This is a genomic window from Clostridium disporicum (genome assembly GCF_001405015.1).
Lineage (GTDB): Bacteria > Bacillota > Clostridia > Clostridiales > Clostridiaceae > Clostridium > Clostridium disporicum_B.
Window position 1 is genome coordinate 35842 of sequence record NZ_CYZX01000025.1, and the last position, 22557, is coordinate 58398.

At 28.1% G+C, this 22557-nt stretch carries 20 protein-coding genes; 7 read left to right on the forward strand and 13 right to left on the reverse strand.

Annotated features, from left to right (window positions below; translation table 11 throughout):
• Positions 1–100: 100 nt before the first annotated feature.
• Positions 101–1345: a glutamyl-tRNA reductase gene (gene hemA / locus ARA56_RS14280; protein WP_055267848.1), complete on the reverse strand. Its 1245-nt coding sequence runs from the start codon at positions 1343–1345 to the stop codon at positions 101–103.
• A gap of 155 nt (positions 1346–1500) precedes the next feature.
• Positions 1501–2409 carry a LysR family transcriptional regulator gene (locus tag ARA56_RS14285; RefSeq protein ID WP_055267850.1) on the reverse strand — a complete coding sequence of 303 codons (909 nt, stop codon included), beginning with the start codon at positions 2407–2409 and terminating at the stop codon, positions 1501–1503.
• 178 nt (positions 2410–2587) lie between these two features.
• Here ARA56_RS14285 and ARA56_RS14290 point away from each other — a divergent pair, with 178 nt between their 5' ends.
• From ARA56_RS14290 to ARA56_RS14300, 3 genes are all read left to right on the forward strand, one after another.
• Entirely contained in the window at positions 2588–4213 is a 1626-nt protein-coding gene (locus ARA56_RS14290; RefSeq protein ID WP_055267852.1) for an FAD-dependent oxidoreductase, read from the forward strand.
• Positions 4214–4245: 32 nt separating this feature from the next.
• Positions 4246–5214 carry a 4Fe-4S dicluster domain-containing protein gene (locus ARA56_RS14295; RefSeq protein WP_341380627.1) on the forward strand — a complete coding sequence of 323 codons (969 nt, stop codon included), beginning with the start codon at positions 4246–4248 and terminating at the stop codon, positions 5212–5214.
• Positions 5215–5403: 189 nt separating this feature from the next.
• A complete protein-coding gene (locus ARA56_RS14300; RefSeq protein WP_055267854.1) occupies positions 5404–6486 on the forward strand; it encodes a YeiH family protein in 1083 nt (360 codons plus the stop codon).
• A 185-nt stretch (positions 6487–6671) separates the two neighbouring features.
• On the opposite strand, the gene ARA56_RS14305 is transcribed toward ARA56_RS14300, so the two are convergent.
• Positions 6672–7817 carry a glycerate kinase family protein gene (locus ARA56_RS14305; RefSeq protein ID WP_055267856.1) on the reverse strand — a complete coding sequence of 382 codons (1146 nt, stop codon included), beginning with the start codon at positions 7815–7817 and terminating at the stop codon, positions 6672–6674.
• Positions 7818–8176: 359 nt separating this feature from the next.
• Between ARA56_RS14305 and ARA56_RS14310 the strand changes: the two genes are divergently transcribed.
• A complete protein-coding gene (locus tag ARA56_RS14310; RefSeq protein WP_055267858.1) occupies positions 8177–9637 on the forward strand; it encodes a DUF4317 domain-containing protein in 1461 nt (486 codons plus the stop codon).
• 171 nt (positions 9638–9808) lie between these two features.
• Here ARA56_RS14310 and ARA56_RS14315 read toward each other — a convergent pair whose 3' ends face one another.
• Positions 9809–11131 carry an APC family permease gene (locus tag ARA56_RS14315; protein ID WP_055267860.1) on the reverse strand — a complete coding sequence of 441 codons (1323 nt, stop codon included), beginning with the start codon at positions 11129–11131 and terminating at the stop codon, positions 9809–9811.
• Between the two features lie 309 nt (positions 11132–11440).
• Here ARA56_RS14315 and ARA56_RS14320 point away from each other — a divergent pair, with 309 nt between their 5' ends.
• The gene (locus tag ARA56_RS14320; protein WP_055267862.1) at positions 11441–12133 is read left to right on the forward strand and encodes a YjjG family noncanonical pyrimidine nucleotidase; all 693 of its coding nucleotides are present in this window, start codon (positions 11441–11443) and stop codon (positions 12131–12133) included.
• A 59-nt stretch (positions 12134–12192) separates the two neighbouring features.
• Here ARA56_RS14320 and ARA56_RS14325 read toward each other — a convergent pair whose 3' ends face one another.
• Entirely contained in the window at positions 12193–12600 is a 408-nt protein-coding gene (locus ARA56_RS14325; protein ID WP_055267864.1) for a hypothetical protein, read from the reverse strand.
• A 494-nt stretch (positions 12601–13094) separates the two neighbouring features.
• Here ARA56_RS14325 and ARA56_RS14330 point away from each other — a divergent pair, with 494 nt between their 5' ends.
• Complete coding sequence (locus tag ARA56_RS14330; RefSeq protein ID WP_055267866.1) at positions 13095–13322, forward strand: hypothetical protein; 228 nt, start codon at positions 13095–13097, stop codon at positions 13320–13322.
• Positions 13323–13377: 55 nt separating this feature from the next.
• Here ARA56_RS14330 and ARA56_RS14335 read toward each other — a convergent pair whose 3' ends face one another.
• The 8 genes from ARA56_RS14335 to ARA56_RS14375 form a co-directional block, all read right to left on the reverse strand.
• Positions 13378–14280, reverse strand: coding sequence for a metallophosphoesterase (locus ARA56_RS14335; RefSeq protein WP_055267868.1), 903 nt, complete (start codon positions 14278–14280; stop codon positions 13378–13380).
• Positions 14281–14293: 13 nt separating this feature from the next.
• Positions 14294–15235, reverse strand: coding sequence for a DUF4474 domain-containing protein (locus tag ARA56_RS14340; RefSeq protein WP_055267870.1), 942 nt, complete (start codon positions 15233–15235; stop codon positions 14294–14296).
• Between the two features lie 1040 nt (positions 15236–16275).
• Positions 16276–17019, reverse strand: coding sequence for an ABC transporter permease (locus tag ARA56_RS14350; protein WP_055267874.1), 744 nt, complete (start codon positions 17017–17019; stop codon positions 16276–16278).
• 1 nt (position 17020) lies between these two features.
• Positions 17021–17740: an ABC transporter ATP-binding protein gene (locus ARA56_RS14355; protein WP_055267876.1), complete on the reverse strand. Its 720-nt coding sequence runs from the start codon at positions 17738–17740 to the stop codon at positions 17021–17023.
• Positions 17741–17797: 57 nt separating this feature from the next.
• Positions 17798–18580, reverse strand: coding sequence for a MerR family transcriptional regulator (locus ARA56_RS14360; protein ID WP_055267878.1), 783 nt, complete (start codon positions 18578–18580; stop codon positions 17798–17800).
• Between the two features lie 912 nt (positions 18581–19492).
• Positions 19493–20659, reverse strand: coding sequence for a sensor histidine kinase (locus ARA56_RS14365; protein ID WP_055267880.1), 1167 nt, complete (start codon positions 20657–20659; stop codon positions 19493–19495).
• A 417-nt stretch (positions 20660–21076) separates the two neighbouring features.
• The gene (locus ARA56_RS14370; protein ID WP_055267882.1) at positions 21077–21418 is read right to left on the reverse strand and encodes a hypothetical protein; all 342 of its coding nucleotides are present in this window, start codon (positions 21416–21418) and stop codon (positions 21077–21079) included.
• A 186-nt stretch (positions 21419–21604) separates the two neighbouring features.
• Complete coding sequence (locus ARA56_RS14375; protein WP_055267884.1) at positions 21605–21796, reverse strand: helix-turn-helix domain-containing protein; 192 nt, start codon at positions 21794–21796, stop codon at positions 21605–21607.
• A 262-nt stretch (positions 21797–22058) separates the two neighbouring features.
• Between ARA56_RS14375 and ARA56_RS14380 the strand changes: the two genes are divergently transcribed.
• Positions 22059–22397 carry a helix-turn-helix domain-containing protein gene (locus tag ARA56_RS14380; RefSeq protein ID WP_055267886.1) on the forward strand — a complete coding sequence of 113 codons (339 nt, stop codon included), beginning with the start codon at positions 22059–22061 and terminating at the stop codon, positions 22395–22397.
• Positions 22398–22557 lie beyond the last annotated feature (160 nt).

Consider the following 22557-nt stretch of genomic DNA (forward strand, 5'->3'; position numbering starts at 1 on the left):
AATCTGCTCCCATAGTCTATTTATTCTAACGTTTTTCAAATATACTCTACACCTTATTAATTCATCTACTTTTCTAAATATAGATGATATCCTATATTTATTACATGCAATTATTTGCTGTTAATTCCAATGCTTTAAGTAATTCATTGTACTGTTCTCTATCCATATTTTCACGTAATCCAAATATTATTTTTGATACAGCTTTTTTGGTAGCAGCTTGTACACTACTTTGTAAAAAACCTTTATCATCTTCAGATATATTTATATTCTTATATACCTTAGTAAGCTTACAATGAGTTAACTCACCAACTATTTCACTTATCTCATTTACCTTAGGAGCTAAAGCTCTAATCTGATACCAATTAATAAAATCCTGTTTATATTCTGAAAGAATTTCTCTTGCACTTTCTAAATCTTCTTTTTCACATTCAGACCTTACTCCAAAATCATCTATATGAAAAAGTCTTACATTACTAAGCTCATCAATTTTAGGATCAATATCTCTTGGAAGTGCCATATCAATAAAGCAGTACATTTTTTCTTTATTTAATAATTCACTAATCTCTTCTCTCTTTATAGTATAATGTGGACTTCTTGTAGCACTAAAAATAAATTCTTTTTCTTCTATTCCATTACATCTCTCTTCATATAGTACTACTCCACAACCTGATGGTATAATAGCTTGTTTCTTTTTGTATTGCCTAAGTGTCATTTCAACATTAGCACCTACATCTACTAAGTTACTAGCCATAAGGCGTCCCATCTCACCATTTCCAATAACAAGACACTTTTTTTCTTTTAATGACCCATACATTCCTTCTAATTGAGAAATTATTGTCTCTGGTAAAGAACGATTTTTATTCGTTAATATTACTTCTGTTTTTACCTTCTTTGCTCCTGTTATAGCTGTTCTAAATAAAGTTTCTAATATACTATCTATATATCCACTTTTTCTAGCATTATCTGTAGCTACCTTTAATTGAGTTAAAATTTGATCTTCTCCAAAAATTTGAGAATGTATTCCACAGGCAAGCTCTAAAAGATAATCAACAGCTTCTTCACCTTGTCTTACTATAAAACATTTTTTTATATCTTCTTTTATAAGGAAATCTATTTCTTCATCTCCTAATACTTCATTTATAAAAAAGTCTAGTGATAAAGAATTATTTCCACTTATCCAAAGCTCTGTACGATTGCAGGTAGATAAAAAAATACATCCTTTAGCTATTTTTGAATCTATTAACTTCTTAGCTATAATATCCTGTTGCTCTGTTGTTAGCGAAAACTTTTCTCTATATTCAATATCAGCATTATTATAATTAATTCCTGTCATGTAAATATCCATATGCTCATCCTTTATTAATAACAATATAGATTATTAAACACCAAACTGTTATATATTTAACATTTAATGTTATATACTTAACATACCATAATTATATATTGAGTTAAATTAAGTTTTGCCTAAGTTAATCATAGGAAATATTTATGATTAATCCTTTACATTGACATAATTGAATCCATAATCTCTGAACGTTTAAAGCTCGATGCTACTTGAATAAAATTCACCATGCTATGCGATAAAAACTTATTCTTATGATATACAATAGAAAAAGAACGATTCCAAGCACAACATTCATTTTTTAGAACTACTATACTACCATTCTTAATTTGCTCTTCTACTAATCTCACTGATAAAACAGCCAAACAATTTTGTTCTATTACAGCATTTATCAAAGCTGTTGGGCAGTTTGCTACTACACTTTCCTTTATTGAAATGCCTTGTTTACTTATATAGTTTTCAAATTGTTCTCTTGTTCCACTACCTTTTTCTCTCATTGCAAATCCTTGATTTTTTAGCTCTTCCACTGTAAAATGACGACTTTCAGCCAATGGATGATTCTTACTACAGACAAGTACTAGATAATCATCTACTACTGGAATACTTACTAAATCTGAACTCTTTACAACACCTTCAACTAAGGCTATATCTATATTTGCTTTTAATAATTCATCTTCTATTGCTTGTGTATTATTTACATAAGAATAAATCTCAACAGTATCATCAATACGTTCAAACTCTTTAATAATGTCATTAATTAAACAACTTCCTATTGTGATAGTTGAGCCAATTCGGAATGATTGCACCTTAGAAGACTCTAACATTTTACTTTCTAATTCATCGAATTGCTTTACAACTTGTTTTGAGTAATATAATAGCTTTTTCCCCTCTTCAGTAATGAACAGTTTCTTAGATAAACGTTCAAATAACAAAAAGCCATAATGCTCCTCTAACTCTTTTATTATCTGACTTACCGTTGGTTGCGATAAATAAAACTTTGCTGCTGCAATGCTCATTTTCCCACTTTCTGCAACCTCATTAAATACACGTAAATGTTTAATTGTCATATAATTCTCCCTCTTTTATCCTTTATCCAATAACCCCTTTACTTATTCGACATATTTCCCCAAAAAGTTCATAGGTATTTCCTATGACCTTAATAAGATAATATCACTTTCCTAATATTAACTCAAATGTTATATTTAGATTGTTAGTATGTTAAATAAATGACAAGGGAGTGATTTGGTGAAAATACTTATTATTGGTGGAGTAGCTGCTGGTACAAAAGTAGCTGCTAAATTAAAAAGAGAAAATCGCGATTTAGATATTACTATATTAACCAAAAGTAATGATATATCTTACGCTGGATGTGGTTTACCTTATTATGTTGGTGACTTAATCCATGAACGTTCTGGACTTATTGTAAATACACCAGAAAGTTTTTCTGCACTTACAGGTGTTAATGTCTTAACACAAATGGAAGTAACTAATGTAAATCAATCAGAAAAAGCTGTATATGCTTTAAATCTATCTACAAACGAATCTTCTACTTTTACATATGACAAATTAGTCATAGCTTCTGGTGCGAATCCAATTAAGCCAAGCCTTGAAGGAGTAGATTTAAAAGGTGTTTACTTTATGAGAACACCAGATGATGCAATTTCTTTAAGAAGCTCTGTAGAAGCTGGAGAAATTAAACGAGCTATAGTTGTTGGAGGCGGTTTCATTGGGCTTGAAGTTGCTGAAAACTTAGCAGTACAAGGAGTTAAAGTTTCTGTTCTTGATATGGCAGACCACGTACTTCCAGGTTTTGACCCTGAGTTCTGTGACTATGTAGAAAATCACCTTGCAGACCACGGTATTATGACTTTTACTAATACTCGTCTTGAAGGTATCCTTGGAACAGATAGAGTTGAAAAGGTTAAAACTCAAAAACGTGCAATGAAATGTGATGCTGTAATTCTTGCAATGGGTATACGTGCTAATACTTCTTTCTTAGAAGGTACATCTATAGAACTTATGCCTAATAGAACAATTAAAGTTAATGAATATTTACAAACAAACGACCCTGACATATATGCAATCGGTGACTGTGCATGCGTAACAAATTCAATTACAAATGCTCCAGCTTGGTCTCCTATGGGATCTTCAGCAAATATCGAAGGTCGTATTGCAGCAAAAAATATTGCTGGTAATAAATTAAAATATAACGGTGTATTAGGTACTGGTGTTTGTAAATTACCAGAACTAAATGTTGGACGTACTGGTTTAACTGAAAAACAAGCTAAAGATGCTGGTTTTGATGTTGCTTCAGTTGTAACTGTAGTAGACGATAAAGCACACTATTATCCAGGTGCATCATCATTTATCGTAAAAATGATTGCTGATAAAGAAACTAAAAAATTATTAGGACTTCAAGTAATCGGTAAAGGTGCTGTTGATAAGATGGTTGATATCGCAGTAACAGCTATTACTCTGAATGCTTCTTTAGAAGATATCGAGAATATGGATTTAGCTTATGCTCCACCATTCTCTACAGCAATACATCCATTCTCTCATACAGTAAACGTATTACTTAATAAAATCAGTGGAGCATTTACAACAATAACTCCATTTGAATATAAAACTAACAAACCAGAAGGTTATAAGGTAATTGATGCTTCAATTGCGCCTTCTATTACAGGTGCTCCTTATATGGACCTTACAAAAGTTACAGGACCTGTAGAAGGATATAACTTAGATGACAAATTACTATTAGTTTGTACTAAAGGTAAACGTGCTTACCTTTTACAAAACAGATTAAAACATTATGGTTACACAAATACTCTTGTACTTGAAGGCGGTTCTACTTTCTCAGAAGTAGAATTATAATAAAAAAATTTATAACATTGGAGGAATTAATTATGGCAGAAATGACTATGACAAAACTTAAGGTAACACCAGAAGATGAAAAAAGAGTAAAAGCGATGGGCTTTTTAAGAAACAAGGGAACTGATTGTTTCTCAGGTAGAATTATTACTGTAAACGGTAAAATTACTGCAGCTCAAAATAAATGTTTATCAGAAGCAACAGATTTATATGGAAACGGTGTTGTAACACTTACAACTCGTCTTACAATTGAATGTCAAGGAATCCACTATGATAACATAGAAAAATTCCAAGAATATATTGCAAAAGAAGGTTTAGTAACTGGTGGTACTGGTTCTAAAGTTAGACCTGTTGTATCTTGTAAAGGGACAACTTGTCAATATGGATTAATAGATACATTTGCTCTTTCAGAAGAAATCCACGAAAGATTCTTCAACGGATATGCAAATGTTAAGTTACCTCACAAATTCAAAATTGCAGTAGGTGGATGTCCAAATAACTGTGTAAAACCAGACTTAAATGACGTTGGTATTATTGGTCAAAATATACCTAACTATGATGAAGATGGATGTAACGGATGTAAGAAATGTGGTGTTGCAGATGTCTGTCCAATCAAAGCTGCTACACTTCAAGATGGTATCTTAGAAATCAATAAAGATGAATGTAACAACTGTGGACGTTGTATTGGAAAATGTCACTTTGACTGTATCGAAGATGGTACTACAGGATACAAAATCTACATTGGTGGTAGATGGGGTAAAAAAATTGCTCACGGTATCGCTTTAGATAAAGTATTTACTACTAAAGAAGAAGCTTTAGACGTAGTAGAAAAATTAATCTTACTTTACAGAGAACAAGGACAAACTGGAGAACGTTTATCTCAAACAATTGAGCGTATAGGATTTGAAAGAATTCAAGAAGAATTACTTTCTGATGCTATTTGGGATCGTAAACAAGAAATTTTAGATGCACAACTTCACTTAGTTGGTGGAGCTACTTGTTAATCTAAACACTATATAATTTTATAACAAATCACCTAATTTAATCATAAAAATAGCCTTAAAAGGATTCTATTTCCCACTATTTAGAACTCCTTTTAAGGCTAAAACAAAGTGGAATTATCCACTTTAATTTATACTTTCAATCGTTTATTTTTTAACAAGTAGAATTGATATTAAAGGGGAGAGAAATTTATGAACAAGAAATCATATTTTGCTATTATTGTTTGTGTTGCTATTGCTGTTATTGCTACTTACTTAGGTGGATTACAAAATATCGTAGGTGCTCCTATGATAGGTCTATTCATTGGTATGTTGATTGTAAACCTTCTACCAACTGTAGATAAAGATTTTAAAAAGGGAACTACATTTGCAGGAAAGAAATTTTTAAATATTGGTATTATACTTGCTGGTGCTACATTAAACTTCAGTCAAATTCTTGGCTATGGTGCAAAAGCACTTCCATTAATCATTTTTAATATTTGCCTTTCTTTTACTGTTGCATTTTTTGTAGGAAAGAAATTAAACCTTTCTGATAATACATGTACTCTAGTTGGTGGTGGTACTTCTATCTGTGGAGGAACTGCTATAGCAACTCTTTCATCTATAATCAAAGCTAAAGAAACTGAAATTGCATATGCTATGACATCAATCTTCTTATTTGATATTTTAGCAGCTTTAGTTTATCCATATCTAGCTGGTGCTCTTAATTTAACAGCTAATCAATTTGGATTTTTAGCTGGTACTGCTATAAACGATACTTCTAGTGTTGCTGCATCTGAAGCTACTTATAATGCAATACATGGTCTTGATCTTAACTTAGCAATTACCGTAAAACTTACTAGAACTACTATGCTTATTGCACTTGCTGTAATTTTTACGATACTTGCTATACGTAAAGAAGCTAAAGAAAATGCTATTGCTACTGCATCAACTATGAGCAATTCTAGTGCTGCAACTCAAGTTGCTGTTACTAAACAAGCTAGCGTAGGACAAACAGTATTAAAAGTATTCCCTTGGTTTATACTTGGATTCCTACTTATGGCTGTATTAAATACAATGGGTCTATTCAGTAGTATCGAAGGATTATCTGGATTATTTAAGACTGGATATAAATTCTTTATTACAGTAGCTCTTGCTGGTGTAGGATTCAAAATTCAATTTAAAGATTTATTTACTAAAGGTATTAAACCTATTATCCTTGGTGGATGTACTTGGCTTGCAGTTGCAGCTTCATCAATGATATTTATTCACCTATTTGCAAGCTACGTAGGATAGTTATTAATTAGAAATTATTAAATAAAAAAGCTGGCACTTTTGTTGGGGGACATTAGTGCTAGCTTTTCTTAAAAGGTTATTTTTTGGGGTAAATAATAATGCTTTAACTACTTTATGAATTTATAATAACTTTCTTTTGTGACAATTAGGTGTCAAATTTATTACAATATATTAAACTATTATAATTAACAGTTTAACTTCATAAGTCTTATTACATTTTCAGCTGCCTTTTCTAAGTTTTCTTGACCTTTAGCTAAAGCTTCTTCAATAGACATTACACCTTGCATAATTCCAAATATACAATCTATGCCCTTTTCATATAGCACGTCTATATTATCTCCAACTTTTCCCGCAAAGGCTATAACTGGCTTATTATATTTTTTAGCAACTGTTGCAACGCCTAAAGGAGTTTTTCCATATTGAGTTTGAAAATCAATACTTCCTTCTCCAGTCCACACCATATCTGCAGCTTTTACTTTCTCTTCTAATCCGGCGTATTCTATTACCATTTCAATTCCTTTTTTCAGATTTCCATCTAAAAATGCCATTAGTCCAGCACCTAAACCTCCTGCTGCTCCTGCACCTGGTACATTTAATATATCTTTTCCGAACTGATTTTTTATTATATCTGCATAATGCCTTAAATTATCATCTAATAAACTAATCATCTCTTCTGTTGCTCCCTTTTGTGGCCCAAACACATTTGAAGCTCCTCTTTCACCACAAAGTGGATTATTAACATCACAAGCTACTTCTACAGTAATATCATTTAACCTAGAGTCAAAATTAGTTAAATCTATACTATGCAATTTTCCTAACTCTCCTCCACCAAAACCTAATTCATTTCCATATTTATCTAATAATCTTCCACCTAGAGCTTGAATAACTCCTGCTCCTCCATCATTAGTTGCACTTCCCCCAATACCTATTAGTAGCTTTTTCACACCTTTATCTAAACAAGCTTTAATAAGTTCACCAGTACCATAAGTAGTTGTTATTAAAGGATTTCTTTTATCTAATGGAACTAACTGTATTCCACTTGCACTAGCCATTTCTAAAATTCCTATATCTCTATCCCCTAAAATACCATACTCTGCTTTGACCTTGTTTCCTAATGGTCCTACTACTTCTAAAGAATACACCTTACCATTTGTGGAATCCACTAATGATTGCATTGTGCCTTCTCCCCCATCAGCCATAGGAACATGTACACATTTTATATCTGAATTTACTTTCTTTATTCCTCTTTCCATTGCTACACAAGCTTCTTTTGCAGTCATACTTTCCTTAAATGAATCTGGTGCTAATACGATAACAAAGTCTTTTTTCATATAATTCTCCTAAATAAATCTATTTAAAGTTTATTTTCCTATGTTTATATTATAAGGTTAGTTTTAAAACATAATCTTTTCATTTCTAAATTAATAATCAAGATTAAATTTCTTGGAATTCATATAGAGGTTGATGGCAAAGAGAAAAGGTCCCCATCCACCATCACATACTATTATACAAAATATATAGAATGTATATCCATATATTACATTTACCATTTTCCCTTAATTTCCACTTTAAACATAACTTAAATATAAAATTTTTACTTACAGAAACTTAATAAATAGTTTAATATAAAAAAGAGTTTGCTTATAATTAATATATAGAAATATAAAATACTAAATTGAGGGGTTTATGTATGAGAAAGAAAGATATACTTGAATTAAAAAAACGACTAAAGAAAGACCACTGTACTTTTACTAAAATGTGTGGGTGCTATGTCAGTGGAGAAAAACATGTAATTTTAAAATTTAGAGAAACATTCTTAAACTTAGAGGAAGATGATTATCATAAGTACTTAGAAATTGCTAAAAAAGTTATGTCTGGAACTATTGGAAATAATATTTTGCAACTTGAATTTCCACTTAATGAAGACCTTGTGAATGAAAAACAAATTTCTCTTATGCAACTTAAAAGTAGTGCATTAAAAGATGATGCTCTTCTTGATAGTTTTTACGAATCTATTATAGAGAATTATGATTATACAGGTAACTTTTTAATACTTCTGTATCATGATGCTTATGACGTTATTACTAAAACTAAAGATAATGCTAAGCTTGATGAATCTGAAGAAGTATATGAATACGTACTATGTGCAATATGTCCAGTTTCACTTACTGCACCTGGTCTTAGATACTATGAGGATGAAAATAGAATTAAAGCTCGTGATAGAGATTGGGTTGTTGAAGCTCCTGCTAATGGATTTATATTCCCAGCATTTATTAACCGTAGTTCAGATGTTAACTCTATTATGTACTACACAAAAAATGCTAAGGACCCACATTATGAATTAATGGAATATGCTTTAGGATGTCCTTCAAAACAAACTGCTACTATTCAAAAAGAAACCTTCCAAGAAATAATTAAAGGTTCTTTTGGTGCTGATGAAAAGAAAGCAGATAAAGTATTTATGGAGGTTCAAGAAAGCATTAATAATATGATAGAAGAATATAATTCTATGTATGAAGATGTAGCTGATGCTGAACCAATATTAATATCAAGTAAGGATATTCAAAATATCTTAGTAGAAAGTGGAGTTCCAGAAGAGCTTGCTCCTAAAATAGAAAAATCATATGCAGCAAACTTCGGCAATGACCTACCTTTAGCAGAAAGCTTAATTGACCCAAAAGTACTTAAAGCAAATGAGCAAAGAAAAAAAGAAGAACATCTTGTAAGACAAGTTGAAATGCTTCAAAACAAACTTGAGCAAGTTAAACAAGAAGCTGCTGCTGATAAGGTGACTAATAACTTTACAGAAGTTAACGAAGGTAATGTAGAATTAGAAAATGCTACAGAAGATAACACTTCAGAAGCTTTAGAAAATACTACTGAAGAACCAGTTGAAAATAACTTAGAAGAAAATAATATGGATGCTACTGAAGAAACTAATTATGCAACATTAGAAAATGATGTAGATGAAGCTGCTAATGCAACTGTAGAAAGTGATGAAGTTGCGGCTGATTATGATGTTATACTTCAAGTAAAACCTGAAAAAATACCTCAAATAAAATCACAAATAATTGACGGTAAAAAATTCATAATGATTCCTATTGATGAAGATGAACAAACAACTGTTAATGGATTAGATGATTTAATTTAATAACTATCTTAAATTAAAATGTTGATATAAAACACTTAATTCAGCACATAATGGATTAGTATAATAATTTATATTATCCTAGTTCATTATGTGCCTATGTAAGTATCCCATACCAACAAATACATCTAATAATGTAAATTTCAAAATATAACCATTCTATAAAACTTATCTTTAATTTCTTGATTTTTTATTCATATACGCATAAATAGGCAACCCTATTATTGTTATAATTATTCCACCTAAAGATATAAGTGGTGCTGTAATAAGTTGATTTATTACAACAAAAGTTCCTCCAAGTATTGCTATTATAGGTATTACTGGATATCCTGGAACTTTATAAGGTCTATAAAGGTCTGGCTTAGTCTTTCTAAGTATAATTACTCCTATAAATGTAAGAACATAAAATACCCATACTGCAAATATAGTTAAATCACTTAATAAATTAAACTGCCCTGTTAATGCATATATACAAGCAAGTATTGATATAAGTAATATTGAGTTATATGGTGAACCACCTTTATTAACCTTTGAAAGAATATTACTACCTGGTAATAATTTTTCTTTAGTTAATGCATATACTACTCTTGGTCCTGTTAATAAATATCCATTTAATGTTCCAAATACAGATATTAATATCCCTGCTGATATTAACTTTCCACCTATTGGCCCAAATAATTTTGTAGCTACAAGAGATGCAGGTGAAGTAACATTTGCTAAGCTACTTGCTGGGGCTACCCATAAATAAGCTACATTTATAGCTAAATAAACTGCCATAACTAATGATAGTCCACCAACTATTGCCTTTGGTAAATCCTTTCCTGGATCCTTCATCTCACCAGCAATAGCTCCAACGTTTATCCATCCATCATAAGCAAATAATGTTGCTATAAGAACTTGACCTAAAGTAGTTACAGGGTTCACTCCCTCTCCAACCATAGGTGTAAGTATTGATGTGCTGTTTCCCTTTGTAAATCCAAAAATTATAATTAAAACTAATGGAACTAATTTTCCTAAAGTAGCTACAGTCTGAATAGAGCCACCAAAAGAAGACCCAATAGTATTTAAAAGTGCTGTCAATAATATGATTCCTATAGCTATTGGCAATACCATTTTCATATTATTTGACGTAGAACCTAAAAGTTCTGAAGCTTGCTGTGCAAATATTACAGCTACAGCTGCTATCGTCCCTGGGAAAAATAATACTGTCTGCATCCATCCAGTTAAAAATCCATAACGCTTGCCATATATTTCTTCAATATAAATCATCATACCACCAGTCTTTGGTATTGCGGCAGATACCTCTGTTGCAGTAAGACCACCAGCTATTGTTATAAGACCACCTAAAATCCATGCTAAGATTCCTAATCCAGGTGCTCCATTAGTTGCGGTATATATTGCTTGAGGTTTAAAAAATACACCTGATCCTATAACTACTCCTACAACTGTTGAAAAAGCAGCAGCTAAACCAAGGCTTTTCTTTAGTTCTTTGTTCATAAATTCCTCCGTAAGTATAATATTAGCATTTACTAATTATACTTAAAAAATATTTTTAGTCAAATTTCGACATTTTATGACTTAATTAATTAAATCTCTGGCTCAATTCAAAATAAAACTATCCTATTAGCTTTCCTTCTTTCTTACTATTTATAGCTTAATAAATTTAATTTTTAATATCGTAATTATCAATTTTCTAATCTATTATTTCCTTATCTATTATTAATATCCTCTGTATAAATAAATTCAAAAAAATGATATTCTTATATTAGGTAAAAATTTATTTGATATAAACTTGGGGGGAAAATTATGAAATACGAAGTTATATTATTTGACGCAGATGAAACATTATTTGATTTTAAAAAATCAGAAAAAGAAGCTTTTAAAAATACAATGATTAAATTTGGCTTCGATTATGATGAAAATTATCACTTAAAAATATATCAAGAAATAAATTCAGCTATATGGAAAGAGTTCGAAGAAGGTCTTATTACTCAAGCAAAATTAAAGGTAGAAAGATTTAAAAGATTATCAGATAAGTTAGGAGTAAGCTTTGATGAAAATGAATTTGCAAAATCATATATGGAACATTTAGCTGATGCATCCTTTTTATATGATGGTAGTGTAGAACTTTTAGAAGATATATCTAAATCACATAAGCTTTCTATAGTAACTAACGGACTTACTGCTGTTCAAGATAAGAGAATAAGAAAATCTACTGTAGCAAAATACTTTGATACTGTAGTTATTTCTGAGGAAATATTAATATCAAAACCAAATCCAGAAATCTTTGAACATACTTTAAAAACTATAAATCATTCTGATAAATCAAAAGTTTTAATGGTTGGAGATAGCTTAACTTCAGATATACAAGGTGGAATAAACTTTGGTATAGATACTTGCTGGTATAATCCAAAAAAATTAGAAAACAAAACTTCAATAAAACCTACATACGAAGTTTCTAGCCTTGATGAATTAAAAGAAATATTGATTAATTCATAAACAGTTTTAATTACATAAAAAGACTTATGCAAAATTAAATGCATAAGTCTTTTATAATATTATTGTCTATATCCACTTCCAGCTCCAGTTAGAGCTTTTATTTCATGAAGATTAAGATTTCTACTATTATTTAATACTTCATTGATTTTATGGCTCTTATGACTGCAAGCCTCAGCTATATCATTACTAATATTATTTATTACATCAACTATATTGCTATGTTTATGTCCATTTCCTGCACCAGTTTGCGCCTTTATTTGATGAAGATTAACTTTACCTTTTATATTTGTTACTACATCATATATTTTTTCACTTTTATGATTAGTAGTAGTTACAGGAATAGTATCAATAGTTGTGCTATTATATCCATTTCCAATACCAGTCATAGCCTTTATTTCATGTAAGTTTAGCCCTCTTCCATTTTCATTAATAACTTCGTAAATCTTTCTTATCTTATTGTTTCTCATTTAAAATTCCTCCTAAAATATAAAGCTTTTTTATTTAATCAATTCAGTTTAATTTCATATTTCTTTTATACTAATATATACAAGAGTTATTTTTACTTTAGGGACCTTTTCAGCTGAAAGCCAAAATTTTATGTAATTTTTTAAATTTAAATTACTCTTAATAACCTTGTCACTATTAAATACAATAGCTAATTATATTTTAGGTACCTTTTTAACTGAAAGTCCAAATTTCACATTTGGTAACTTGAAGTTACTCCTACGAATGTATATGAGTAGTGAGTTTCCTTATTAAAGCCAAAATTTTATATTTTGTTGCTTGAACTTACACTGGAAGTGTACTCCTACAAATATGTATGAGTAGCGAGTTTCCTTATTAAGGCCAAAATTTTATTATTTATTTTTAATTAATAATTACTAAAAAAAATTGTTAATTTTCTAAAACTATTTTCATATAATGACTTTGTATTATAGTTGATACATTTAGGAGGCAAGTAATGTATAAAATTGAAATTAAAGAATTAGGAGAAAATAAAGTCAGCCTTTGTGAAACAATAAAATATCTTCAATATAATGAACTATATAATTTAGTAAAACCGTACTTAAATATTGAACATTTATCATTTTCCATTAGAAATGATTGCCCTGATGGTCGTGAATGGGGCTTTATATATGCAGGTGATACGATTGTTGGAGAAATCAAAATAACTAAATTATTTAAGTAAAAATAAACCTAACACTACAGTATACAAACTATAGTGCTAGGCTTTTAGTCATTTATTAATTTTCTCTAGCTTTAAAAAAATCATCTATCTTCACTGCACCTTCTAATACTTCTCTTTCCACATATAAGGTTCTATCTTCCCTTGTCATCATACTCCATTTAACTAAGCTAATTGAGCCCTTCTCAATTTCTATTGCCGTAATACACCTAGGATGAACGCAACTTCCATCATTAAAATACATTACTTCTCCAACTTTAGGAAAGCTTGGCCTATGTGTATGACCAGCTATTAACATTTTATTTTCTTCTTCTGCCCATTTTATTAAATGTTGTTCTATTTTATCTTTACGCTTGTAGTTTTCCCCAGCTCTTGTAGGATCTTTAACTCCCCAAAGTTCTAATGGTCTCCATAAATACCTCACTAAAAATCTACCTAATTTCCAAGCTATATCATTAATAAACTCTCCCTGATGCCCATGAACAATAAATATTCTATTACTATTATTGCTATCTTCTAAAATCAATCCCTCATAGACCTGCATTGAAGGAAATAACGGACAAACTTTTTTTCTTGTCTCGCAATAATACTCACTACAATTTCTATTGAACAATTTCTCATTTTTCTTTTCTATATCATGATTTCCATAAATCATATATAACCTGTTTTCATTATAAAACTTAGACATCAACCAAAATGAATTGCTATGAATCTTTACTATCTCTTTCATAGATCTATTTTCCCAGAGCTCGTCCCCATCTCCTACTTCAATATACGTAAATCCACCTTCGTAATAATAGTTTAATGCTGCCCAGAAAAGATGTTGATTAGATATGAAATTATCACCCCAGTTTCCAATTCCTCTATGACAATCACTCATCATAACAAACTTAGAGTTACAATCATAAGGAATAACTTTAGCTGATTCATAAGCTTTTGATAAACTCTCAAAGGTTCCCATCCTATCACCTCTACTATTTATCTAAAAAATCTTGTATATCTCTATAAAGATTTTCTAATTTTTTAGCTTTCTTATCATTAGCAAGAAGTTTAAATAATATTGGATAATAACTTCTTAAGAAATCAATCTTATCAATTGCACGTGTAAAATCTTTAGTTACCCAATTAAACAAATTACAATAAAATCTATTGAGTAATTGAATAAATCCTACCATAAACTTACTATATTTCTGTGGTTGCTTAGTTTTAGGAGATGTAAAAACTAACTTAACCATTCTACCATTAATCTTAATTTCATTAGCTTTATATCCAGCATAATAAAGTCCATCAATAAAGGCTCTTTGCATATCCAAATATGGGAAAGTAATTTCAATTTTTAGAGATAATTCCTCTGGTTTAGAAAATAATCCTACATCAAACCCTGTTAACCACCAGTGTCTTTCTTCTCTTTCTATTATTTGATTGTCATTTTTCTTTAAGATATACTTCATCTGCAAAAGATATTTATCTGATACACTTTCATAAAAAGTTCCTGTGAAAACATCTGGTATATCTACATCCTTTTTGCCTGTTGCATATACTCCAACTTCTCCACCAGTTGTCATACCATATTGTCCTTTCCAAAACTCAATAAGCCACCTTTTTCCTCCATACTCAAAATAAATAGGTTCACAATCTATAATCATATTTAATGAAGGTGCTAATTCATCATAAAGACTACAATAACCTAACTTTCTTTGTGGTGGATGAAGGCTTGAATAAACAATGTCTTGCTCTATATCAAATAAGAAACCATATATTTCCAGAGCATCATTTATATCTTTTAACTTTTCTTCGTCAGTTCTTCCCTTTACTTTTTCTATAGCAGCTTTTCTACGTCTCCACCTCCAAAAGAGAAGTAATATCATTATTGATAAAACTGACATACAAATTGCAAGTATAATCGAATTATCCATTTGATATATCCCCTTTAAATTAATATATTTCTACAATATTTTATTCTGTTATACCATTATTGGTGAAATAATTTTATTATTGTAAAGAAACTTAAATAATAATAAAAAGAAGCTTAACACTTAGTTAGGTAACATTAGTGTTAAACTTCTATATATTCGTAAGTATATTTTTAGGGGGTAAGTATTATTTATTAACTACTTTATCCTTTTATAATTATTGATGATTTTCATCTTAACTTAAGAGGGTGGTATTGGATATGATACTTACTTTATTAGTTGTTTTGATATTTTTATTAATAATTATAATAAAGACTTTAAGTTCAAAAACTAAACTTTTAGAATTTGAACTCAATATAGGTATTAAATGTTTTAAACTATATTTTAAAACAAATGAAAAAGCACTCCATCCGACCAAGAATAGTTGTGCTTTTTCTCAATTAAAATTATTTAATTGTAACCAATAGCCCTAAAACTAAAACCATTCTAAGGATCGCTTAGTGTTAATCGGACTAAGCTTTTCTTATCTATATAATATCAAATTTTCACAAAAAATAAACATCAATTTTTTTTACTAATAATCATCTCTGCAAATTGAAATTTATAAGAGGCAATTAATTTAAATCAGTTATTTTTTAGAACTTAAATATTAATAAATCTCAATTCTTTTTCAGCTTCTAATTTAGATTCATAAAATACATTTCTCAACTTATTATAGCATATTTTGTAAATTTAATTTTACTTATGACACGTTATTTTCAGCTGTAAAAATAGCCTTAGGCAAGTTATTTCAATGCCTAAGGCTATAAACATCACTCATTTATGATACGGTTCTCCGTATCTCCTATAAATAAGGTTTTTTCATTTTATAAAATTCCTCAATAGTATCTCCGTTACCTCTAACTATTTATGATGAGTAATTGCAATGTTACCTATATGAAAATATCCATGCTGATGTTTTTGAGCTACCCTTTTAGTAAATCTAGCTTTCAGTAATATGTTTTATACTCACTCTTCTAATACCAGCTACAAATGTATCATTTTTATTCCCATTTAAAACACTTAATTGCAACTATTGAACAAATAGTAGCTATTATTAACATTATAAATATTGGTATTATAATATTCTCAACAGATTGTCCTAAAATTGCTGATTTTAGTATTTTTATTCCTTGTGTAAGTGGAAATACATCTACTATATTTTTCATTATATTTGGCATAACCTCATATGGTATTGTTGCCCCTGAAAATATCAACATAGGAAAATATAAAACACTTGCTATAACTCCTGCAATTTTTGAATCTTTTGATATACCACCAACCATAATTCCAATACTAAACATTGAAATCATAACAAGTAGCCATCCTAAAATGAAGTTTAAAATACTTCCTTGAATATTAAATTTAAAGAAAAGTTTAGCTACTAGAAATAATGAAATCATAGATACTAAAGAATATAGAGCATATATGGTAACTTGTACTAATAATATAACTATTGGATTAACAGGTGTTACTTTAAATCTCTTTAAAATATGCTTACTTCTATAATCTGAAACTACTAAAGGTAAGCCCATAACTCCTCCAGCACAAATTGCAATAGATGTTATTGCTCCAAATGATTGCTCTAAAAATGTATAATTTGCACCTTCAAAAGCAGGTTTGCTTCCATAAATAATACCTATTGCTACAAGTACAACTATAGGCATACATATAGCAAATATGAACATGTCCATTCCTCTTAATGATAACTTCAACTCTGTTTTTAACATTGTAATAAATGACTTCATATTACATTACCTCCTCATCCGTATACCAAAGATATGCATCTTCTAATTTTTCATAAGGGCTTGCTTCAATAGCCTCTTTAACTGTTCCATGAAATACTACCTTTCCTTTTTTAAGAATACAAATAATATCACATAATACTTCTACCTCATCCATAAAATGTGAAGTTAACACAATTGTTAAACCTTTTTCCTTTAAGTCTTTTAATATTTGCCATACATCTCTTCTTGCTCTTGCATCAAGTCCAGTTGTAAGTTCATCTAAAAATACTATTTCCGGATTAGGAATAAGTGCAAGTATAATAAACAGTCTTTGCTTTTGTCCGCCTGAAATCTCCTTTACTAAAGTTTTACTTTTTTCTTCAATTCCGAACCTTTGTAATAGCTCCTTATAATTAGCTGGATTTTTATAAAGTGATGCTGTCACTTCACAAAGTTCTTCAACTCGTATATTTTCTTGATAATTAGCTTCTTGAAACTGAACTCCAACCCTTTCAAATAACTCTTTACGATTAGATATCGGATTTAATCCTAGTATTGAAACTTCACCCTTATCTATCTTTTTAGTTCCAAGTATACATTCAATACTTGTACTCTTCCCTGCTCCATTAGCTCCAAGCAACCCAAATACAGTTCCTTTTTTTACTTCAAAGCTTAAGTTATCTACCGCTACATAACTTTGATAATTTTTTGATAGTTTTTCTACCTTAATTGCATAATCCATTTTTACATCCTCCTCTTGCTTGATGTAAAAATAATAACACCAAACAAAAGTCTGGTGTTAAAGTGTAGGGTTTGAATATTTTCTTTTTATTTCATATAACATTTCTAATATTTCCTCAGCATTTTTGGCAGCTAAATTCAAAGAAATTATAAGCTTATCACATACTGAAATAATATCTTCATTTTCATTAGGTGAATTTAATACCTCATTAATATCAGCTTCATTATGCTCTGATAATTTATTAAGCATTCTAAGTATAGCAGAAAGAGAATAATTACCACATCTAAGAGAACGAATAACCTTTAATCGTTGGATATCTTCATAAGTGTAAATCCTATATCCATTTTGCTTTCTCTTAATATTTACCAATCCATTCATCTCCCAGTTACGAAGAGTATCCATAGATATTCCAAGCAATTCTGAAACTTCTTTACGCTTTAAATTAAAGTCTTTGTCATGATTTAATCTATTTATTAATTTACCTGCAATATCTACAGCCTCATTAGCATTATCAATCTCTTTTTTAATAGATTTAATATACTCCTTAGTTAAAACAATAGCTTCATCAAAATCTTGTTTAGCTGACATCTTAACAATAGCTATTGCCTTTTTTCTTAATCCATTTTGTAGAACTTCAACCTCAAAAGCCTTACGTGCTAACTTAAGCTGATCTATATGCAAATCTGTAAATACACGATACCCATTGCCTTTTCTAATAGGTTTTGATATTAACTCTAAATCCTCATACATACGTACAGTATTTGGATGTATTCCTATCAACTTAGCTACTTCACTTGTTTTATAAGTTTTACCTATCGACCTCACTCCCTTTATAATCATTTTGATGTTATTTCATCTTTGTTATTATCTTAATATATAATTGCATTTTTTATATCATACATCAATATAAATTTTTATAAGAAATACATGTAAAAATTATTTATTATATAAACTTACAGACAAATTATAATCTTAAATATTACTTATAATACCGAACAATAATTGGAACAATCTCCTTTTTTTCTATACGCGTGTGTATGCGTGTACACTCACATGAATTTACTTATTTTTTATTATTTATACTTAAGCTATATATTCTTGTTCCCTTGTTCCTCGGAATTATCTATTTGATATATCCCCTTTAAATTAAAATATTTCTACAATATTTTATTCTGTTATAACATTATTAGTGAAATAATTTTCTTATCGTAAAGAAACTTAAATAATAAACAAAAGAAGCTTAACACTTAGTTAGGTAATATTAGTGTTAAACTTCTATAAATTCGTAAATATATTTTTATGGGGTAAGTATTATTTATTAACTACTTTATCTTTTTATAATAAATTACTTGTATATCCTTTAGGTATAAAATTTAATAAATTCTATTAATAACTATAAATTTCTAATAATTATTACTTAAATATATTATCTTATTTTTATCCTATGCTACTTATTATACAGTTATCCATATCAGTATTAAGTTAATTTTTATTTATATTATAAATAATTTAATTAAATAAGTTATATATAGCTATATCTAATTTTATATATTTATTAAAATATAAGATAGAAGTACCTTTGAAGATACTACTTCTTCTTTATTTATATATTCTATTAATTTATTATTGCTATTTTTAATTTTTCATCCCTCTTCATAAATTCTATACTATACTTCATAAAAATTGACTAAAAAACTTTTAATATTTTAAAATAACTTTACTTTTAAAACGTAATTTTATTGTATGATAGTATTATTCATATATATCTGAAAGCTCCATAGTAATTCTTTCTTCTCTATTATTATGTATTTTAGTAAACCAAGTATTTTTCTGTAAATCTTCAATAACTACATCTGGCATTTCAATTATAAATTCACTACCTTTTCCTAACTCACTTTTAACATTAATCTTTCCTTTATGTGCCTCAACAAAGTGCTTTACAATAGCTAATCCTACTCCACAACCTTCATTTACTTTATTTAACCTTTTTTCGGAATTAGAAAATTCATCAAAAATTGTTTCTAATTTTTTTTCTGATATTCCATATCCATTATCTTTAACAGATATATTTACTTTATTATCTTTTAAGTATATCGTGACATTTATAATTCTATTTCCATCATTAAATTTTATTGAATTGGAAATTAAATTCATTATTATTCTTTCTAATTTTACCTTGTCAAATGATATTATTTTTTCTTCTATTTCAGTATCAAATATTATTCTTAAGTTTTTAAATCTCCCACAATTATTTATATCCAAACATATATCTTCTACTGTACTTACAATATCATAATTATGAAAATTAAATATAGTATTACCATTATATGCGCTAGTTAAATCTATAAAATTATTTGATAACTTCAATATCCTCAAAGAATTTATCCTTATTCTTTCAATACTTTTCATTAATAAATTTTCATAATCACTTATATTAAAATCTTTTAATTTATTTTCTAAAAGTTGTATAGTTGTTATAATCACATTTATAGGTGTTCGAAATTCATGTTTTAAATTATAGAAGAAACCTTCTTTTAATTTATCTAATTCTTCTTTATATGAAATTGGCTTTTTTAAACTTAATATTCCCTTAACATTATTATTATCTATTATGGGAGCCTTATTAATTTCAAATATATACTTTTTATTATTTATATAGATAACTTCTTCATATTCAATAGCTGTTTTTCTTTTTACTACTTCATCATCTGTTTTTTTTATTTTATTAATGTTATATATTATTTTATCAATCTCATCACACTTTTTACCATAAAGTTTTTCTCTTTCATTTATTCCAAGTTGACTAGCATACTTTTTATTACAATAAATATACTTTCCTTCTAAATTTCTATAAGCTATTTGTAAAGGAATTAAATCTAATACTGATTCTATTTCCTCTATAGATAACCCTTCACTCATAAAACCCTCCCATTATTATACTTTGATCCCTATATCATCTCTGATACTCTCTAATATATAATGCTATTTCAATAGCTAATCTAAATGATTTATGTATTTTTATTCAACATTAGGAATATCTCCTTTGATAATAATCTGTTAATTGTAATTTATTGTTAAATTCATTAAAGCTGCTTGTCCTAATCTATTTAAAATCTTATATGTGATAATCTCAATTTATTTCACTATATTTAATTATTTATTAAAACTATTCAATATATCTCTATATCCCAGTAACAATCCTCAGATTTATATTGCTCTATTATTTAAATAACTAAACTATAGCTTGTATATTATAATTTTAGATTCTATAACTTTCTATTATCGTATTATTAAAAATAACTAAATTTTAAAATAAATATATTATAAGTTTAATTTTTAAATTATCTCCATAACAACTCTTTCTATATATGTCCGGTCGAAATCATTTACAAACGAAACAGCTCCTACAATTTTTCCTTTGTCATTTATATATATTACATATTCTTTAGTTCTAATCAAGATTTTCTCTTTATTACTTAAAGATATTGATTTAAAATGATTGCTTTGAAAAATATAATTATTCTCATTCCTAAAAATACTTTCATATGCTTTAATAATACATTTATTTAATAAAATATTAAATTTTGAATAAGCTTCTTCTTTATCTTCACTATAATAAATATTTTTCTTCTTCTGTAAATCATCTTCAATATAAATTATATAAATTATATGTTTCACTCCTCGCAAATAAAAAATAAGATATTTATAAATCTAATTATCTAATATTTTTTAATATACATTTAAATAATATAATTCATCACTTATAAATAAAGTTTTATATTTGTTTCAATATTTTAGTTAAACTAACCACTAGTTTTAAAAGCAATCTAACATATTTTTTAATATTTAATTATACATAAAAATCTAATCTAGAAATTCTTTTATATTTTTATCAAGCGAGTTTGCTATACTCCCTAGCGTTTTTATTGATGGACTAGTTCGCATTCTTTCAATATCAGATAAATATGTATTAGATATACCTGCTAATTCAGCTAATTTCTTTTGAGTAATATTTTTACTAATTCTAATATCTCTAATTTTACGTCCAATTTCCAAAATTTCACCCCCAAATAATATTTTACGTTAACAAAGTAAAAAATCAAGTTTTTTGGTGTTTTTTTACTTTATCAAAGTATTTTTTTGTCATTTATTTTATTTTAAAACATATTTTTTATTACTTTTTTAATTTTTAATAAAAATTATTAAATTTTATTTACTTTTTAAAACTATTATTTATCATTTATTTACTTTCTTAAATATTTGATTTATAATCTAATGTGAAAAATACGTAAATAACGTATTTTAGATGAGGTGTTTTATGAGTTTGGGAAAAAGATTGAAAAAATTTAGAAAATGTAACGGATTAAGTCTAAAAGAGTTATCCGCTTTAACTAATTTATCAATATCTTTTTTAAGTGACATTGAACATGATAGAAGCAATCCTTCAATTAATAATTTAAAAATATTATCATCAGCATTAAATATACCAATGTATCACTTATTAGAAGATTCGAATTCTCCCTCTTCAGATAACTCAATTGATTTTTCTGAGCTAGTACCTATTTTGATGGAGTTTGAAGATTGGGATAATGAAGATAAAATTGAACTTTTTTATTATTTAAAAGCAAAAAAAACTATCAGAGATTTAAAAAAATAATCTAAGACTTAAAATAATAAAATTAAAAAATATGGGGCTGTCTCTGAAATGATTTTTAAAATCATTTCAGTAGACGGTCTTTTTATTTTTTATTCATATATTTATATGAAATTATTTCTAAATGAACAAGTTTTTTGACACGACAAATAGGAGGTTATAA

Bases quoted from the DNA above. Each gene is read 5' to 3' on its own strand.
- ARA56_RS14355 (WP_055267876.1), bottom strand. From the start codon at position 17,740: ATGGATTATGCAATTAAGGTAGAAAAACTATCAAAAAATTATCAAAGT.
- ARA56_RS14365 (WP_055267880.1), bottom strand. From the start codon at position 20,659: ATGAGTGAAGGGTTATCTATAGAGGAAATAGAATCAGTATTAGATTTA.
- ARA56_RS14305 (WP_055267856.1), bottom strand. From the start codon at position 7,817: ATGAAAAAAGACTTTGTTATCGTATTAGCACCAGATTCATTTAAGGAA.
- ARA56_RS14360 (WP_055267878.1), bottom strand. From the start codon at position 18,580: ATGATTATAAAGGGAGTGAGGTCGATAGGTAAAACTTATAAAACAAGT.
- hemA (WP_055267848.1), bottom strand. From the start codon at position 1,345: ATGGATATTTACATGACAGGAATTAATTATAATAATGCTGATATTGAA.
- ARA56_RS14340 (WP_055267870.1), bottom strand. From the start codon at position 15,235: ATGGATAATTCGATTATACTTGCAATTTGTATGTCAGTTTTATCAATA.
- ARA56_RS14380 (WP_055267886.1), top strand. From the start codon at position 22,059: ATGAGTTTGGGAAAAAGATTGAAAAAATTTAGAAAATGTAACGGATTA.
- ARA56_RS14335 (WP_055267868.1), bottom strand. From the start codon at position 14,280: ATGGGAACCTTTGAGAGTTTATCAAAAGCTTATGAATCAGCTAAAGTT.
- ARA56_RS14315 (WP_055267860.1), bottom strand. From the start codon at position 11,131: ATGAACAAAGAACTAAAGAAAAGCCTTGGTTTAGCTGCTGCTTTTTCA.
- ARA56_RS14350 (WP_055267874.1), bottom strand. From the start codon at position 17,019: ATGAAGTCATTTATTACAATGTTAAAAACAGAGTTGAAGTTATCATTA.
- ARA56_RS14320 (WP_055267862.1), top strand. From the start codon at position 11,441: ATGAAATACGAAGTTATATTATTTGACGCAGATGAAACATTATTTGAT.
- ARA56_RS14285 (WP_055267850.1), bottom strand. From the start codon at position 2,409: ATGACAATTAAACATTTACGTGTATTTAATGAGGTTGCAGAAAGTGGG.
- ARA56_RS14325 (WP_055267864.1), bottom strand. From the start codon at position 12,600: ATGAGAAACAATAAGATAAGAAAGATTTACGAAGTTATTAATGAAAAT.
- ARA56_RS14310 (WP_055267858.1), top strand. From the start codon at position 8,177: ATGAGAAAGAAAGATATACTTGAATTAAAAAAACGACTAAAGAAAGAC.
- ARA56_RS14330 (WP_055267866.1), top strand. From the start codon at position 13,095: ATGTATAAAATTGAAATTAAAGAATTAGGAGAAAATAAAGTCAGCCTT.
- ARA56_RS14300 (WP_055267854.1), top strand. From the start codon at position 5,404: ATGAACAAGAAATCATATTTTGCTATTATTGTTTGTGTTGCTATTGCT.
- ARA56_RS14295 (WP_341380627.1), top strand. From the start codon at position 4,246: ATGGCAGAAATGACTATGACAAAACTTAAGGTAACACCAGAAGATGAA.